The sequence below is a fragment of the Rathayibacter sp. VKM Ac-2760 genome, from assembly GCF_009834185.1.
Lineage (GTDB): Bacteria > Actinomycetota > Actinomycetes > Actinomycetales > Microbacteriaceae > Rathayibacter.
Window position 1 is genome coordinate 77356 of the sequence record NZ_CP047174.1, and the last position, 16663, is coordinate 94018.

The following is a 16663-nucleotide window of genomic DNA, read 5'->3' on the forward strand; positions in this document are numbered from 1 at the left end:
GCTCAGCGATGCACACCTGCGGGGCTATGTGTATGAGCCGATCATGATGCTGCAGGAGAAGGCTCGGTGCTCGCCTGGACCCAGCACGACCTGCCTGGGCTTGTCCACGATGTCGCCGTCCCAGCCTGCGGGCGTCGGTATGCCGCGCCACGGCTCGATGCAGAGGAGAGGAGCGCCGACCGGCTTCCATAGGCCGAGGACGTCGAAGTCCCCCGTGTCGACGGTGATCGAGCGGGCTCCCGCAGCCTCGAGGGTGACCGTGCGCCGCTTCGGCGTGTCGAAGATCAGCGCGTCCTCCTCGAACCAGGCGTCGTCCACGATGACCGCTCCCTTCACGAGGGGCGAGGGGAAGCGCGGCACACCGAGGAAGCCGCCCGGTGCGCGGCGGATCCCCTCCGGCTCTTCCTCGGCGAAGCGGAGGCGGTGCTCCCCCTGCCCGCCGGGGAGTGGCAGCGCGAACGCCGGGTGGTTCCCCACCGAGAATCCGAGCGGCTCGGTGCCGCGGTTCTCGACGGTCTGGGTGATGCGCAGCGTCGATCCAGTGAGGGCGTAGGCGACTATCAGGGTCCATTCGAAAGGGAACACCTCTCGCGTCACCGCGTCGCTGCGGCGGAGGAACACGGCTCCGTGGGCCGAGGAGGCCGCCAGCTCGAAGGTGCGGTCTCGGGCGAAACCGTGCCGTCCCATTGGGTATGAAACGCCGCGGTGGCGCAGCGTGTCGCCGGGGAGGCGACCGATGATCGGGAAGAGCACGGGAGCGTGCCGGGGCCACTCCGGACCCGCCTGCCACAGATACTCGAGTCCGGCGGCATCGCAGAGCGAGGTGAGCTCGGCCCCGGCGGTGCTGACGGACACCCAGATCTCGTCGTTCCCGAGCTCCACGCGGGCAGGCGCGACGATGCTCATCAGCCGGTCTCCGCGGTGACGGACGAACGGGGTCGTCCCTCGCCGACGCTTCCCGCGATCAGCCGCCCCTCCGCCCAGACGGCCTGGACGTGCCGGTCGGCGTCGAGCAGGACGATGTCGGCGCGGCCCCCCGGCGTCAGCGCGCCGAGGTCGGCGCGGCCGAGCACGCGAGCGGGCGTCGCGGTGAGCGCCTCCACCACGACCCGCTCGTCGAGGCCGGCGGCGAGGCCGAGCCGCAGGGCCCGATCCTGGGTGAGGGTGGAGCCGGCGAGGGTCGCCGTGCCCCGGAGCACGGCCCGGCCCGCGGCCACGTCGACGTCGAGGGCGCCGAGACGATACGACCCGTCCGGAGCGCCGGCCGCCGCCATCGCATCGGTGACCAGGGCGATGCGGCCGGGAGCGGCGCGGAAGGCGAGGGCGACGACCCGCGGATCGACGTGCTCGCCGTCGAGGACGAGCTCGAGAGTCACCCGCGAGTCCTCGAAGGCGGCAACGACGGGCCCCGGATCGCGGTGATGGATGCCGGGCATCGCGTTGAAGGCGTGGGTCAGCAGGCGGGCACCGTGATCGAAGGCCGAGCGTGCCGTCTCCGCGTCGCCGGCGGTGTGGCCGACCGCGACGATCACTCCCGCGGCGGCGAAACGCTCGATCGCGGCCGTCGCGCCGGGCAGCTCCGGAGCGATCGTGATCTGCCGGAGCGCTCCGGCCGCCGCCTCGAGCAGTCTCGTCACGAGAGCCCCCTCCGGTGCGGCGAGCGCGGCGGGGTCGTGCGCTCCGCGGCGGGACGGGGCGAGGAACGGACCCTCGAGGTGGGCGCCGAGCACGAGCGGGTCCTCGGCGGCGAGCGAGGCGACGGCGGCGACGGACCGCTCGAGCCGGGCGATCGGCGCCGAGACGAGGCTGATCAGCGAGCGGGTCGTGCCTCGCGAGCGGTGCAGGTCGAGAGCCGCGCGGATCGCGTTGGGCCCGTCCTCGAAGGACGCGCCGGCTCCGCCGTGGACGTGCAGGTCGAGGAAGCCGGGCGTCGCCGTGAGACCGCCCGCGTCCACGACCTCGAGCCCCGGCCTGCGCGGCCAGCCGCCCCCGGAGCCGGTGGCGGTGACGGCTCCGTCCTCGATGAGCAGCCAGGCGTCCGGTTCGATGCCGGACGCCTGGACGGTTCTGGCGCTGTGCAGGACGAGGCCGGCGGCGTCGCTCACGACCGGTGCGCTCCGAGCCGTGCGGCCGCCTCGGGGTCGAGCACCACCGTCACGTCCGGGTGCCGCTGGAGTGCGCTGCCGGGGAGATCCTCGGTGACGGGGCCCTCGAGCGCGGCCGCGACGGCGGCGGCCTTGCCCGCTCCCTGCGCGATCAGCAGCAGCCGGCGCGCGCGGAGGACGGTGCCGATGCCCTGGGTCACCGCGTGAGTCGGAACCTGCTCGGCGCGGTCGAAGAAGCGGGCGTTGTCGCGGCGGGTCTCCTCCGTGAGCGCGACGACCCGCGTCTGCGAGTCGTGCGGCGATCCCGGCTCGTTGAACGCGATGTGGCCGTTGCTCCCGATGCCGAGGATCTGCAGATCGACGCCGCCGTCGCGGGCGATCGCCCCGTCGTAGTCTTCGGGCCGGGCGCTCCCCCGCGGCACGCGGACGAGGGCGGGATCGAACCGGAGCGGCTCGACGACCTCCGCGCGGACGGTCGCGTGATAGCTGCGCGGATCCTCCGGCGCGAGCCCGACGTACTCGTCGAGCGCGACGGCTCGCACCTTGTAGAACAGGTTCGGCTCGCGGGAGACGGCGTCCGCGAGCTCCCGGTAGAGACCGGAGGGGCTCGACCCGGTCGCGACGCCGAGCGTGTACTCCTGCCGACCGGCGAGGTCGCCGAGGACGACGGCGGCGGCGCGCCGGGCGACCGCCGGGGCGTCCGCCTCGATGTGGACGGTGACGGTCATCGACGGCTCCCGCTCTGCACACCGGGGAGGGCCGTCAGGTGGCGCTCCCCGACCGGGATCCCGAGCACCGCCGCGCCGAGGGCGGCGATGGGGAGGCCGGTCGGGACGGTGACGAGCCGCTCGGCCACGGCGAGGGCGGCGAGGAACGACGACTGCTCGGCCCGGCGCTCCAGGAGCGCCACGGTCGCCTCGACGAGGCCGTCGACGTGCCGGATGACGCCGCCGCCGAGGACGATCGTGTCGGCGCCGTAGGTAGTGGCCAGCAGGGTGCAGGCGTGCGCGAGCGCACCGACGATCCGGTCGCGCTCCACGGTCAGCCCGGGGACGTCCGGTCGGTCGAGGAAGAGGTCCGTGGGAGTCAGATCCTCGTGCACCTCGCGCAGCCGCCGCTCGATGCCGCCGCCGCCGAGGACGGTCTCGAGGCAGCCCGTCTGACCGCAGATGCAGTGCTCGCCCTGCGGATCGACGGACAGGTGGCCGATCTCGCCCGCCATACCGCCGACTCCGCGCAGGATCACGCCGTCGAGCGTGGTCGCCGCGGCGACGCCCGTTCCGACGTTGAGGTAGGTCACGTCGTGGTGGTCGAGCAGCCCGAGCGTGCTCGCCGCCCCCAGTGCCGTGGCCTTCACGTCGTTGTCGAGCGAGGCGCGGATCCCGACGCTCTCCTGCAGCATCCGGCGGAGAGCCAGGCCTCCGCCGCGGATGCCGAGGTTCACGGCGTGCGTGACGACGCCGTTCTCGACGTCGACCGTGCCGGGGATGCCGATGCCGACGCTCTCGAAGACGGACGCGTCCAGCGTCCGTCCGCGACGCAGCGAGAGAGCTCGCAGGACGTCGAGGGTGCCGCGGACGACGCCCTCCTCGCCCCGGCCGGAGACCGCGACGAGCTCGTCGACGATCTCGCCGTCCTCGAGGAGGATCGCGTGCGTCTTGGTGCCGCCGATGTCGATGCCGACCCTCACGGCCGCTCCTCCCCCGCGCGCGCCTCGATCACGCGGATCGCCGCGAGCACGGGCCGGGCGCGCGACTCGGTGACCACGATCTCGAGCTCGTCGACGGCGACCGCGTCGAAGGCGAGGACCCGGCGGTAGCCGACGCTCGAGGCGCGGGCCACGACGGTCCGCTCGCCGTCGACGACGGCCGTCACCTCGACGGCCTCGATCCGCTGGCCGACCGCGATGTGCTCCTCGAGCACGACCGCGCGGACCGTCCGGGGACGATCGAAGCGCAGCTGCACCCGGGGTGCGCGGTCGTCGGCGTCCGGGCTCCACAGGCCGCCTGCCTGCAGCTCCGCGGGCGTGCCGGTCGAGCCGGTGATCGACGCCTCTCTGGAGATGTCGGACGCGTTCCACTCGCGGAGCAGCTCGCCGAGCCCCTGCAGCGAGCGGATGTCGGCCGGGCTCAGCCGGCCGTCGCGCCGCGGGGGCACGTTGAGCAGGAAGGTCGAGTTGCCGCCGACCGAGCGCTGGTGGATCGAGAACAGCTCCTCGGGGCTGCGCACCTGCTCGTCCTCCGCGTCGTGGTGGAACCAGCCGGGCCGCGTGGAGGTGTTGACCTCCGCCGGGTACCAGACGGGTTCGCCGCGGTAGTCGGCGAGGGCCGCCCTGCTGCCGAGGTCGTCCTCGTCGCTGCGGGCCGCGGCGCGCGAGAACTCGCCGTCGTCGACCTGCTGCGAGCGCGAGGCGGTGCCCTCGGCGTCGCGCAGCTCCCAGGGGACGACGCTCCACTCGTCGCTCCGGGTCTCCCCCGCCTCGTTGCCGCACCAGCGGACGTCCGGGCCGCAGACGCTGATCACCGCTCCGGGCTGGAGCGCGCGGACGACGCGGTAGTAGCGGTCCCAGTCGTAGAGCTGGCGGCGGCCGTCGGGCCCCTCGCCGTTGGCGCCGTCGAGCCAGACGCAGAAGATCTCGCCGTAGCCGGTGAGCAGCTCGGTCAGCTGCGCGACGTAGAAGTCGTCGTAGGCACGGCCGGAGCCGTAGCTCGGCTCCGCCCGGTCCCACGGCGAGAGGTAGACGCCGAACGCGAGTCCGTGGCGCCGGCACGCGTCGGCGACCTCGGCGACCAGGTCGCCGGTGCCGTCGCGCCAGGGGCTCGAGGCGACGGAGTGCTCGCTCACCGCGGTCGGCCAGAGCGCGAAGCCGTCGTGGTGCTTGCAGGTCAGGATCACCGCGCTCATCCCCGCTTCGCGGCAGGTGCGCACCCACTCGTCGGCGTCGACGTCGGCCGGGTCGAACAGGGCGGGGGACTCGGTTCCGTCGCCCCACTCACGGTCGGTCATCGTGTTCATCCCGACGTGCAGGAAGCCGTAGAACTCGAGGCGCTGCCAGGCGAGCTGGCGCGCGGACGGGGCGACGTGCGCGAGGTAGCGAGGGTCCTGCGCGGGCGCCGGGATCATCGCCGGCTCCGGTTGTAGCCGGCCAGCAGGACGAGCAGGAGCGCGAGCCCTGCCAGCATCGTGCCGAGGGCGCCCCAGCCGTCGGCGGCGTGGCCGAGGACGACGAGCGCGATCGCGCCTGCGAGCACAGCGAGGACGACGACGGCCGTGAGGGTGGATCGGACGGTGGCGCTCATCGGAGCTCCTTCCAGACGAGACCGGCGGCCTCGACCTCGAGCGGCACGGCCGTGCCGTCCGCGAGGACGACGGTCGTGGACTGCGGTTCGCGGGTGTTGTTGACGACGCAGTACACGCCGGCGTCGGGGTAGACGTTGACCTCGCAGACCGGGTTGCTGCTGGTGAAGCGGTCGAGCTCGTCCTCCTTGCCCGCGGCCCAGTGCAGGGCGCGCGAGAGCAGGCGGGCCGCGATCGGGCTGTAGGGCAGGCCGGTCGCGTACACCGAGCGCCCCGCGCCGAAGGAGTGCGCCGCGAGCTGCACATCGCGTGACTCGGTGAGGTGCAGGATCTCGGTCTCCGGCGAGAGGGCGTAGACGTCCGGCAGCGGCTCGCCGAACGAGAAGGTCGAGAGGTCGACGCCGTCGGTGATGAAGTGCTCCGGGGTCACCGTCCAGTCGTGCTTGTCGGAGGAGAGACTGAAGCCGCGCTCGCGATCGACGCCGAAGCAGTCCGCCAGCTGGAAGAACCGGCCCTGGTGGCTCGTGGCGGTCGGCTCGCCGACACCGACGAGTCCGCCGCCCGCGTCGACCCAGGCGCGCAGCAGCGCGACCAGGTCGGGGCGCTGCCAGACGTCGCCGCCCGAGAAGGCGGTGCCGGCGGTGCCCGCGGTGATGATCACGTCGATGTCGGCGTCGATCCCCCGCTCGAGGACGTCGTCGAAGCTGAGGAACCGGACGTCGACGGGCATCCCGCTGAGCGCCTCGAGCACGCCGTAGGACGAGTACGCCTGCTTGGAGTGCAGCGCGTGCGCGACCGTGAACGCCTGCCAGGAGCGCAGGGCGCCCCAGTGGTTGAGCACGGCGACGACGAGGGAGCTCCGCGGCGCGGTGCCGGCGATGTTCTCGTGCAGACCGCGGAACTCCTCGGCGATCTCCTCCACGGTGCGCACGAACTCCGGGGCCTTCGCCGCGAGGCTCAGGTATCCGCCGTAGCCCATCCGGTCGATCGGCGAGCGGAGGATCGCGCGGCGGGCCTGCAGCCAGTTGTCCAGGGCCTCGTCGCGGGGGTCGTTGCCCTCGTAGAAGGTGTCGGGGAAGAAGTAGGGCAGGAACCGGCCCTCGGTGTAGCGCAGCCCCGGGATGTCGGAGATCATCCGCAGGGTCGTGCCGTCGCCGACACTGCCCACGACCGCGTCGAGGCCGATGGCGGCGAAGCCCTCGCTGTAGGGCTCCATGCCGATCCACTGGTCGCCGAGGAACATCATCGCCTCGCGCCCGTCGGCCTTGACCTGCGCGACGAGCTCGGCGGCCGTCTCCTGGACGAACGCGCGGACGAAGCCGGTCCAGGCCCGGTAGCTCTCGGAGGGCACCCGGAAGGACGAGTTGTAGTAGCCCTGGTCGACGAAGTCCTCGGCCCGCAGCGCGAAGCCGCGCTCGGCCTCGAAGTCGCGCAGGGCACGCGGCGAGACGGTGGCGCCGTAGCCGAACCAGTCGACGAACTTCTCCCGGCCCTGCTCGTCGAAGACGAGGGAGAACTGGTAGAAGAACGTCGTGAAGCGCACGACGTCCACCTTCGGGTTCTCCTCGAGCCAGCGGGTCATCGCCGAGCGCAGGTGCGCGGCGGTGGCCGGGTGGCGCGGGTCGTAGGGGATCTCGTGCTCGCGGTCGCCCCAGCCGTTGGTGAGGTGGTTGTACATCTCGACCGGGTCCCAGGCCACGTAGGCGAGGAAGGCGACCGTGTAGTCGTGCCACGGCTCGGCGCCGGTGAGCCTGACGGCCCCGCCGTCCTCGGTCAGCGACCACTGCTCGCGCGGGACGAGCGCTCCTGTGGTGCGGTCGACGACCTCCCAGTACGGCAGCGCCTCCGCGTCGCGGTTCGGCTCGAGCTGCTGGTCGAAGTAGCCGGCGGCGTAGCGGATCTCGAGCTCGGCGGAGCGGGCGAGGACCCGGTCCGAGAGCAAGAACATCTGCGGCCGCTCCTCGAGGTGCTCGCGGATGAAGGCGTTGTCGCCGCGCACCGGGAAGTAGGCGCCGTAGACGGCGAGCCCGAGGTCGACGACGGCGTCGTCGAGGCGGGTGCCGTCGCTGTTGCGGATGGCGTCGGCTCCCCAGAGCCGCGCCAGGCGCGCGGTCTCGTCGGCGAAGTCCTCTTCGCTGGGGATGGTGAAGCGTCCGGAGGTCCGGGGGGTCATGCGAGATGCTCCGTTCATTTGTCGGCCGCCGTCGAGACGCCCTGGAGGAGGCGCTTCTGCACGAGGGCGTAGAGGATCAGGGCAGGGACCATCACGATCACCATGCCCGCGTAGAGGCGGCCGTAATCGGCGGCGGCCTTCTGAGCGGTGAAGAGGTTGAGCAGTCCGACCTGGATCGTCTTGTTCTCGCCCGGCATGAGGGTGAGCGAGATGATGAAGTCGTTCCAGAAGGACAGGAAGTTGAAGAGGATCGCCGTGTTGATCGCCGGCAGCGCCATCGGGATGATGACCGAGACCATGATCCGCAGCCGCGAGGCTCCGTCGAGGACGGCCGCCTCCTGGTACACGGTGGGGACCGTGCGCAGGTAGGTCGCCAGCAGGTACACCGTGAAGGGGATCGACGTCGCCGCGTAGACGACGGCGAGCATCACCGGGTTGTTGATGAAGAAGCCGCCCGGCAGCATGCCGCGCAGCGCGCGGTCCCAGCCGATCAGCATCAGGAAGATCGGCACGACGATGTAGTTCACGTTGATGAACAGGCCGCCCAGGAGCAGCGTCTCGAGGATCGCCTTCCCGCGGAAGTCGAATCGGGCCAGCGCGTAGGCCGCGGGGACCGAGATCACCAGGCAGAGCACGAGCGCGAGGGCGACGACGAGGATCGACGTCAGGAAGTAGCGGCCCATCTCGGCGTCGATGAAGGCGTCGGCGAAGTTCTGCCAGAACGCCGTCTCCGGCAGCGTCCACGGGCTGCCGTAGAACTCGCCCTTCTGCTTGAGCGAGGCGACGAGCACCCAGACGACCGGGATCGCGATGGCCAGAGACGCGGCGACGAGGACCACGGTCGTGAGGATCTTGCCGAGCCGGCGCGCCCGGCGGGCGTCCCCTCGGCGGGGCGTGGCGACGGTGAGAGCCATCAGAACTCCACGTCCTCTCTCTTGGTGACGCGGTTGACGATCAGCGCGAGGGCGAAGGAGAACACGAAGATCACGACTCCGATGGCCATGCCGTAGCCGTAGGAGGAGTTCGTGTAGGCCTGCTGGTACATGTAGCTGAGCAGCACCTCGGAGGCGCCGTCCGGGCCGCCGCCCGTCATCGCCCGGACCAGCACGAAGCTGAGGTTGACCGAGCTGATGATGAAGAAGGTCAGGCTCGTGCGGATGCTCGGCCAGATCATCGGCAGGGTGACCTCGAGGAACTGCCGCGCCGGGCTGGCGCCGTCGAGCGAGGAGGCCTCGTAGAGGTCCTCGGGCACGGCCGACATCGAGGCCATGTAGAGGACGAGGTAGTAGCCGACCGACTGCCAGACCATCGCGATGGCGATGCTGAACATCACCAGTCCCTGGTCGCCGAGCCAGACCGGCCCCTGCCCGATCCCGAGCAGGCCGAGAGCGGAGTTCAGCAGTCCGTTGCTCTGGTCGTAGACCGCCGAGAAGATGGCCGCGATGACGACGATCGAGAGCACGCTCGGCACGTAGAGGACGAAGCGGTAGACGTTGCGGCCGGGCAGGTTCTGCCGCGTCATCACCGCGGCGAGGATCAGGGCCGAGCCCATCGTCACGATCGTCACGATCACGAGCATGAGCACGGTGTTCTGGAACGCGCGGAGGAAGGCGGGGTCGGAGGCCAGGAGGACGAAGTTCTCGAAGCCGATGAAGGTCGAGGTGTTCGAGAGGCTGCTCGTGCGGAAGAGCGACATGCGGAACACGTCGATCGTCGGCACGATCATGAAGACGACGTAGAGCACGAACGCGGGGGCGAGGCAGGCGAGGAGGAAGCGCCGCAGGCCCTTCTCGTTCGCACTCCGCCGCCGCGGCGGCCGCCGCCGGGGCCTGCGCCCCGGAGCGGCGGCCGCGGTCTCGACGGACCCGCCCGCGTGCGCGGTTCCTGGGGTGACGGGCAGGACCGTCGAGGTCTCCGTCATCAGCTCGCGGCGCCCAAGCGGTTGCTGGCCTCGTTGAGCTCGGACTGCCACTCGTCGACGCTGAGGTCGCCGGAGATGATCGAGTTCGCGGAGTCGAGCAGCGTCGTCTTGATGTCGACGCCCTCGACGGGGGCCGTGCTGGCGAAGCCGCCGACGAGGGCCTTCACGCCCGCGTCGGAGTAGACGGAGTAGAACTGCTTCGTGTCACCGTCGAGCGAGTCGGCGAGACCGGTGATCGGCTGGATCGCGTTGGAGGCGGCGAAGATCTGCGCCGCCTCGTCGGAGTAGAGGAAGGCCATGAAGTCCTTCGCTGTGTCCTTGTTCTCGGCGGCCGAGGGGATCCACGCGGACTCGACCGAGGTGGTGATGTAGCGGTCGCCACCGGCCTCGACGGCGGGCAGCGGGGTCAGGCCCCAGGCGAAGCCGTCGGTACGCGGCGCGTCGGCCATCTCGCCGACGATCCAGGTGCCGTTGGGCATGAAGAGGGTCGAGCCGTCGAGGATCGACTGCTGGTTCTTGGTGAAGTCCTGCTGGTTGGCGTAGCCGACGGTGGTCGGCGCGGCGTAGGAGAGCAGCTTCGCGGTGAGCTCGAGGGCCTCGCGGGCCTCGTCGGTCTCCCAGACGTCCTCCTTGTAGGTCATGACGTCGGTGTAGAAGTCCTCGCCGCCGACATCGGCCAGGAGCGAGAAGAAGTAGCCGTCGAGGTAGCCGGCGGTCGGGTAGGTGAAGAGCGAGAGACCCTCCGCCTTGGCCTGGTCGCCGAGGGCGAACAGCTCGTCCCAGGTCGTCGGGACGGCCCAGCCCTTCTCCTCGAGCAGGGCGGTGTCGTAGAAGAGACCGGTGGGCGAGTAGTACATCGGCATGAGGTAGGTCTTGCCGTCGCCGTACGGGTCGGTGTTGAGATTGCCGACGATGCCGTCGACGAGCTTGTCGCCCACGGTCACGTCCTCGCCGGGGATCGTCGTGGTGAGCACGTCGCTGACGTCCTCGAGCGCCTTGTCCTTGATCAGCGTCTCGGTGAGTCCGGCCTGGCGGCCCTGACCGAGGACGACCAGGTCGGGGTAGTCGCCGGCCTGCATGTTCGGGGTCAGCTCGTCCTCGATGCTCTTGCTGGTCTGCACCTGGACGTCGACTCCGGGGTTGAGCTTCTCGTAGGCGGCGGCGACCTCGTCGTACATGTCGGCGCCGTAGCCGCCCTCGAGGGCGGCGATCTTCAGCACGCCGCCGGCGTCGCTGCCGGAAGCGGATCCGCTGTCACCGGCGCTGCAGCCGCTCAGGGCGATCGCGGAAGCGGCGACCAGGGCTGCCAGGCTCAGGGCTCGTTTCGTCATTGTCAGGTGTCCTTCTGTGCGGGTTCGATGGGGGGAACTGTGGTGTGGAGGTGGTGCGGGAAGGTGCGGCGGAGAGCCGGACCGGGAGTCAGTAGAGGGCGAGCTGCTCGCGGAGCAGCTGGGCGCCCGCGCCCAGCAGCACGGCGTTCTCGCCGAGGAGGGAGGCCCTGATACGGACCTCGGGTCGGAAGGAGGACCGGGTGCGGGAGTGCACGGTCGCGGCGGCGGCGGCGAGCAGCGGACCCTCGACGAGAGCAGCGGGGCCGGCGATCACGATCTCGGACAGGTCGAGCATCCCGACCACGGGAGCGAGAGCGGCGCCGATCCGACCGCCGGCCGATCCGAGGATCTCGGCCGTCCGGGACGGGTCGCGGGCGATCTGCTCCTCCAGGACGACCGCGGCTGCGTAGGTCTCGAGGCAGCCGCTGTTCCCGCAGGTGCACGCTCGGCCGCCGTCCTCGACGACCACGTGGCCGATCTCGCCCGCCGCACTCGAAGGGCCGGTGTGCACGCGCCCCTCGATGAGGACACCGGCACCGACGCCGCTGGAGATCTGCAGCAGCACGAGCGTCTCGGCTCCGCCGCCGTAGCGCCGCTCGGCGAGGGCCGAGCTGTCGGCGTCGTTCTGGACGACGACGGGGAGTCCGGTGGCTTTCTCGAGCAGCGCCCGGAGCCGGACCGACCGCCAGCCGAGGCGGGGTGCCTCGGCGACGGTGCCGTCCGGCAGGACGGTGCCTTGGGTGCCGACCGCGATCCCGACGACCGTGGCGGTCGCCGCGTCGAGGAGCTCGAGGGCGGCGTCGATCACCCGGTCCACCGATTCGGTCGCGGTGCCGAGCTCTCGGACGACGGCCGTGCCGACGCCGCCGCGGAGGTCGACGAGCGCGGCGCGGACGTGCGTCGAGGAGGACAGGTCGAGGGCGACGACGCAGCGGCCCCCAGCGACCACGCCGAGCAAGGTGGCCGGCTTGCCGGCGCGGGACCCCGGCCGCTGGCCGACCTCCTCGACGATGCCGTCCTCGATCAGGTCGGCGATCAGGTCCGACACCGTCACCTTGGTCAGTCCGGTCAGCCGGCCGAGGTCGGCGCGGGACAGGCCGTCCTGCGCGAACAGCGTCCGGAGCACGAGGCCGCGGTTGTGGTGGCGGGTGTCGCGCTGATTGGCCTTCCGGCCCTGCGACGCCGAGGCGGAGTCGTCGGGTGCGAGAGTGAGCTCGGTCATCATCAGATCCTCCTCGGTGTCGCAGGGTCGGTCGGCGGGTCAGCGGTCGGCGGGTCGGCTGTGGGCGGGTCGGATCAGCGGACGAAGACGAGCGAAGCCGCGCTCTTCGAGGCCGCCGTGCTCGCGGTGCCGGAGTACGACGCCGTCAGCAGGTGCAGGCCCTTCGCCGACTTCGGCAGCGTGATCGTCACGGTCCCGTCGGCGGAGGTGATGGTCTGGGCGGTGACCTTCTTCCCCCAGTCGAGGACCGTGACGGTGCCGCCGGAGACCGGGGCGCCGTCCTTGGCGGTGACGGTGACCTTGTAGGTGATCGTCTTGCCGCGGACTGTCGCGGTCGCCTTCGTCGTGGTCGCGCTGGTCGCCACCGCGCCGGGCACGCTCACGGGAGCGCTGGTCGCCGAGGCGCTGGTGAGACCCGTCTTCGCGGCGGTGACGACGACCGTGATCGAGGTCCCCGCGTCCGCCTTGACGAGGCGGTAGCTCGACTTCGTCGCGTTCGGGATCGCCGTGCCGTTGCGCTGCCAGGAGTAGGAGAGCGCGACGCCCGCCTCGCTCCAGGTGCCCGCGGTGGCGCGGAGGGTGGAGCCGACCTTCGCCGTGCCGGTGATCGCGGGGGCGGTCACCGCAGTGATCTGCTGCGCCGGCGGCGTGTAGGCCGTGATCGCCGCCTGCAGCTCGCTCGTCGCGGTCTGAACCTTCGTGGGGGTGACCGTGGCGTTCCCGGTGCCGACGACGGTGCGGTTGGCGGAGTCGAGCACGGTCTGGGCCGCGTCGATCTTCGTCTTCAGTGCCGTGTACTCCGGGGTCGTGGCGACGGGGATCGCTCGGGCCTTCGTGAGTGCCGCCTCGAGGTCGGTCGTGTCGACGATGGTCAGTCGCACGTCGCGGGTGGCGCCCGAGGCGAACTCGAAGCGCAGTCCCGACTCGCCGACGATGCGGCCCGCGAGGAAGGTCTTCGAGAGGGCGATCGTCGTGGTGGCGCCGGCGGTCGTGGCGGTGTAGTCGGTGCCGGCGGTGAGGCTGCCGAGCACGTTGCCCTCGGGGCCGACGTAGCGCAGCGTCGAGAGGGTGTCGCCGTCGAGGGCGACGTCGTAGGTGACGGTGTTGCCGGGCAGGGACGCCGCTGAGGCGTTCTTGTCGAAGGCGCCCGCCGCGGGGGTGACCTGCGGGTCGGCCGAGACCGGAGTGGTCGGGCCGAAGACGCGGATCTCGGTCATCGAGGGCGAGTACTGCTCCCCCGCGACCTTCGCGGTGATCGAGAGGCGGAGCCTGCTCGAGGTGACGTCGCCGAAGCCGGTGATCGTCTTCGTCGAGCCGACACCGTCGGTGCGGGAGGCGAAGGTGCTCCACGAGGAGGTCGCGGCGTCCCACTTCTGCAGGTCGTAGTCCTGGATGCGCGGGCCGGTCCCGGAGTCGAGGAACTCGGAGAGCTGGACCTCGGAGAAGACGGTGTCCTTCCCGAAGTCGAGGTCGACGGTCAGCGGGTAGGTCGCGTCGTCGGCGGCGGCCCAGCGAGTGGACGTGTCGCCGTCGACGAGCTTCGACGCGTTGAGCGAGAAGTTCTGGTGCGGGTTGGTCGAGCTCGCGGTGGCGGTGGCGCCGAGCGCGAGGTTGGTGCGGGTGTCGATCCCCTCGTTCTCGATCGGGTCCGTATCGACCGGCGAGGTGACCTGGGTGCCGATCGTCTTCTCCTGGATGCCGATGTCGGGTGCGGCGCCGTAGTAGACGTCGGTGCCGAAGAAGTCCTCGTCACCGACGTGGACGTTGTAGCGACCGGCGTCGATCAGCGGCGAGTCGTCGGCGACCTGGAACTTCGCGGCGGAGGTGAGGATGTTCTTCACGCCGGCGCGGGTCGAGTAGGAGGAGACGGGCGAGACGAACTTCGGATCCGCCGTCACCTTGCCCTTGTCGGCGGGCTCCTGCGGGGAGTGCGTTCCCGAGGCCTCGAACATCGCGTTGTTCGAGAAGCGGGCGTTGTCGAGCGCGCCGGCCTTGCGGAACCAGGTGGTGGGCGTGGTCGTCGAGGTGTTGTAGAAGACGTTGTTGAGGAAGTAGACAGGGCTCTTGAAGACCTCGTCGTGGACCTGGTGCAGCGCCGCGCCGTCGTAGACGAAGACGTTGTTGGTGAAGTAGGTCGGCGAGTAGTTCGTCGAGAGCATGTTCTTCACGAGCACGCCGTTGTCGTTCACGCTGAGGTTGTAGCGGGCGACGGAGTTCGAGCTGTTGCCCATGTAGGACATCCACCCGCCCTTGTTGTCGTGCGTGTAGTTGTACTCGTAGGTCACATTGAAGTTGGTAAACTCCAGGTCGAGCGGGGTGGCGTCGTACTCGTTCGCCGGCCCGTCGTAGACCTCGTTGTAGCGCATGACCGAGTCGGCACCGGCCCAGAGGTAGAGGCCGGCCGAGACCTGGTTGTAGCGGCGGAGGAAGCCGTTGACCTCGTTGTACTCGACGACCATGTCCTTGGTGTTCGCGAGCTGGATCGCGCCCTGGCCGGTGTCGGCGGCGTAGTTGTGGCCGATGTAGACGTCGCGGCTGTAGAGGTCGCGGTCGCGGACCCACGCCTGCTCCCAGCCCTCGTGGTACTTGCCGGTCGAGTCGGTCTGACCCTGGGCGTCGCCGAACCAGTTGAACGCGAACTGCACCGCGTGCAGCTCGACCTTCGTGAAGGTGTTGTCCTCGATGCGGACGTCCTGGAAGTGGTGTCCGCCGGTGCCGTACTCGGTGTACTGCTTCGAGCCGAAGACCTGGAAGTTGATGCCGCCGTAGTGGATCCGCTGCCAGGTGCTCGGGCCGTCGATGTCGTGCACGTCGAGGCCGGAGAGGCGGAAGTAGTCCATCACGGAGTCGTCGCCGACGAGCTTGTCGGCGTTGATCGAGATGCTGACGCCGTCGCGGACGATCGAGCCGGTGGTGATGTCGGTGGCGAAATCGTCGTCGTTGCTGAGCGAGAGGTTGTGGATCTCCCAGTACTGCTGGTTGCGCAGGCTGATCGCGCCGGTGAGGCCGACGGTCTCGGGGTTCTTGGTCTGCGTGCCGCTGAGGAAGGGGCTGGCGACCTTGCCGTTGGTGGCGATCGACGGCTTCACCGCGGAGTCGCCGTAGACGTCGATGACAATGGGGCGGCCGGCGGCGCCGGAGCCCTTGGGCAGCAGCTGCTGGTCGTTCCAGGTCTCGCCCGCCTTGAGCAGGATGCGGTCGCCGGCACCGAAGGTGATCGTGCTCGCCTTGGCGAGGGACTTCCACGCGGTGGCCGCCGAGGTTCCGGCGGCGGCGTCGCTGCCGGCCGTCGCGTCGAGGAAGTAGTCGGTGCCGCCGACGCTGTTGGCGGTGTTGCCCGCCCAGCCTGTCGAGGGTTCCGCGGCGGTCGCCGCGGGGGCGCCGGCGAGGCAGCCGAGGGCTACCAGCGCCGCGGTGCCGAGGGCGGCGAGGGCGAGCGGGAGCCGCCTCGACGCTCCGGAGGGTCGGATCATGGGTCTAGTCCTTCGGTTCGATGGTCGAGAGGAGCGCGTCGTCCGTGACGGGCGACGCGGCGGAGACGAGGTCGTCGAGGTAGCCGTCGAGACGGTCCGAGACGACCACCGACCGGATCCGGTCGGCGTAGAGCTCGAAGGCGGCATCGGAGTCGACCGATGACGAGACGAGCTGGTAGAGGTGGATCGCCCCGTCGGCGACGAGGGGAGCGGAGGTCTCCCCCGCGTCGAGCTCCTGCACCGAGGCGACGGCCTCGGCTGCGGGCGAGCCGGCGGGCAGATCGGCGGCGCCGTCGAACACGGCCTCGGTCGCGGCGACGCCGCAGGAGGACTCGACGGCGGCGAGGGAGGCGGGCGCGTCGGCCAGCGAGGCGGAGCAGCCGGTCTCGTCTGCGGCCTCGACGGGAAGGCGCAGCGAGCGGATCGTCCAGCTGGTCGCCTGCGCCGCCCAGTCGGAGCGGTTCGCGTCGAAGTACGCACGGACGTCGGCGTCGGTGACCTGCAGCGGTCCGCCCTCGCGGGAGAGCAGGTCGGTGAGCTCGGTGCGCAGCAGGGTGACGGTGCGCGAGTAGTACTCCGACTCCGAGAACTCCGTGGTCCCGTAGACGATCTCGCCCGCGGCCAGCGCCTGCGCTCGGGAGCCGTTCTCCTGCTCGAGCGAGCGGAGGAAGCCGTCGTAGTCGTCGAAGGCGATCAGCCCGTTCTCCGCGGCCAGCCCGAAGAGCTGCGCATCGCGCAGCGACTGCTGGAGGGCCCGCTCGCGGAGCTCCTGGTCGGCGTCGGCCGCCGGGAGCCGGCCCGAGCTCACCGCGTTCTCGACGCCGCCGCCGAGCAGCCCCATGTGGAAGCGGATCTCGTCGGCCGAGATCTCGCGGCCGTCGACGACGGAGACGGGGCGGTCCGCGTGCACGACGATCGCGGTGGTGGCGACAGCGGCGGCGGCGATCGCGGCGAGGCCGAGGACGCTCACGGCGATCAGGGTGGAGCGGCGGTGCCGTTCGGGGCGGGCGGATCCGGGACGGGCGGGGCGGGTGGAGCCGGGGCGGTGCGAGTGCGGCACGTGCTCTCCTCTCGGGCATCGACATCGGTGCGGTGTCGAAAGTATGGGCACCTAACTAACCCCGCCACAAGCGCGGAGGCG

At 70.9% G+C, this 16663-nt stretch carries 13 protein-coding genes; all 13 read right to left on the bottom strand.

Annotation, left to right across the window (positions count from 1 at the left end):
- Window positions 1-24: 24 nt before the first annotated feature.
- The 13 genes from GSU72_RS20100 to GSU72_RS20160 all read right to left on the bottom strand — a co-directional run bounded on the left by GSU72_RS20100 (window position 25) and on the right by GSU72_RS20160 (window position 16582).
- A complete protein-coding gene (locus GSU72_RS20100; protein WP_159987040.1) occupies window positions 25-906 on the bottom strand; it encodes an aldose 1-epimerase family protein in 882 nt (293 codons plus the stop codon).
- Entirely contained in the window at window positions 906-2105 is a 1200-nt protein-coding gene (locus GSU72_RS20105) for an amidohydrolase family protein (RefSeq protein WP_159987041.1), read from the bottom strand. Before GSU72_RS20105 ends, GSU72_RS20100 begins: the two co-directional genes overlap by 1 nt.
- The gene (locus GSU72_RS20110) at window positions 2102-2833 is read right to left on the bottom strand and encodes a glucosamine-6-phosphate deaminase (protein ID WP_159987042.1); all 732 of its coding nucleotides are present in this window, start codon (window positions 2831-2833) and stop codon (window positions 2102-2104) included. The genes GSU72_RS20105 and GSU72_RS20110 overlap by 4 nt, the downstream gene beginning before the upstream one ends.
- Complete coding sequence (locus GSU72_RS20115; protein ID WP_159987043.1) at window positions 2830-3795, bottom strand: ROK family protein; 966 nt, start codon at window positions 3793-3795, stop codon at window positions 2830-2832. The genes GSU72_RS20110 and GSU72_RS20115 overlap by 4 nt, the downstream gene beginning before the upstream one ends.
- Window positions 3792-5228 carry an alpha-L-fucosidase gene (locus tag GSU72_RS20120; RefSeq protein ID WP_159987044.1) on the bottom strand — a complete coding sequence of 479 codons (1437 nt, stop codon included), beginning with the start codon at window positions 5226-5228 and terminating at the stop codon, window positions 3792-3794. The genes GSU72_RS20115 and GSU72_RS20120 overlap by 4 nt, the downstream gene beginning before the upstream one ends.
- A complete protein-coding gene (locus GSU72_RS20125; RefSeq protein ID WP_159987045.1) occupies window positions 5225-5404 on the bottom strand; it encodes a hypothetical protein in 180 nt (59 codons plus the stop codon). The genes GSU72_RS20120 and GSU72_RS20125 overlap by 4 nt, the downstream gene beginning before the upstream one ends.
- Window positions 5401-7575, bottom strand: a complete 2175-nt coding sequence (gene gnpA / locus GSU72_RS20130; protein WP_159987046.1) for a 1,3-beta-galactosyl-N-acetylhexosamine phosphorylase — start codon at window positions 7573-7575, stop codon at window positions 5401-5403. Before gnpA ends, GSU72_RS20125 begins: the two co-directional genes overlap by 4 nt.
- Window positions 7576-7589: 14 nt before the next feature.
- A complete protein-coding gene (locus GSU72_RS20135) occupies window positions 7590-8489 on the bottom strand; it encodes a carbohydrate ABC transporter permease (RefSeq protein WP_159987047.1) in 900 nt (299 codons plus the stop codon).
- Complete coding sequence (locus GSU72_RS20140) at window positions 8489-9301, bottom strand: sugar ABC transporter permease (RefSeq protein ID WP_244256168.1); 813 nt, start codon at window positions 9299-9301, stop codon at window positions 8489-8491. The genes GSU72_RS20135 and GSU72_RS20140 overlap by 1 nt, the downstream gene beginning before the upstream one ends.
- A 194-nt stretch (window positions 9302-9495) precedes the next feature.
- On the bottom strand, window positions 9496-10827 hold the full coding sequence (locus GSU72_RS20145) for a carbohydrate ABC transporter substrate-binding protein (RefSeq protein WP_159987049.1): 1332 nt from the start codon (window positions 10825-10827) through the stop codon (window positions 9496-9498).
- 88 nt (window positions 10828-10915) lie between these two features.
- Window positions 10916-12049 (bottom strand): ROK family transcriptional regulator, encoded by a 1134-nt coding sequence (locus GSU72_RS20150; RefSeq protein WP_159987050.1) that lies wholly within the window; start codon window positions 12047-12049, stop codon window positions 10916-10918.
- Between the two features lie 74 nt (window positions 12050-12123).
- A complete protein-coding gene (locus GSU72_RS20155; RefSeq protein ID WP_159987051.1) occupies window positions 12124-15522 on the bottom strand; it encodes an Ig-like domain repeat protein in 3399 nt (1132 codons plus the stop codon).
- Window positions 15523-15526: 4 nt separating this feature from the next.
- Window positions 15527-16582, bottom strand: a complete 1056-nt coding sequence (locus GSU72_RS20160) for a peptidylprolyl isomerase (protein ID WP_159987052.1) — start codon at window positions 16580-16582, stop codon at window positions 15527-15529.
- Between the last annotated feature and the right edge of the window lie 81 nt (window positions 16583-16663).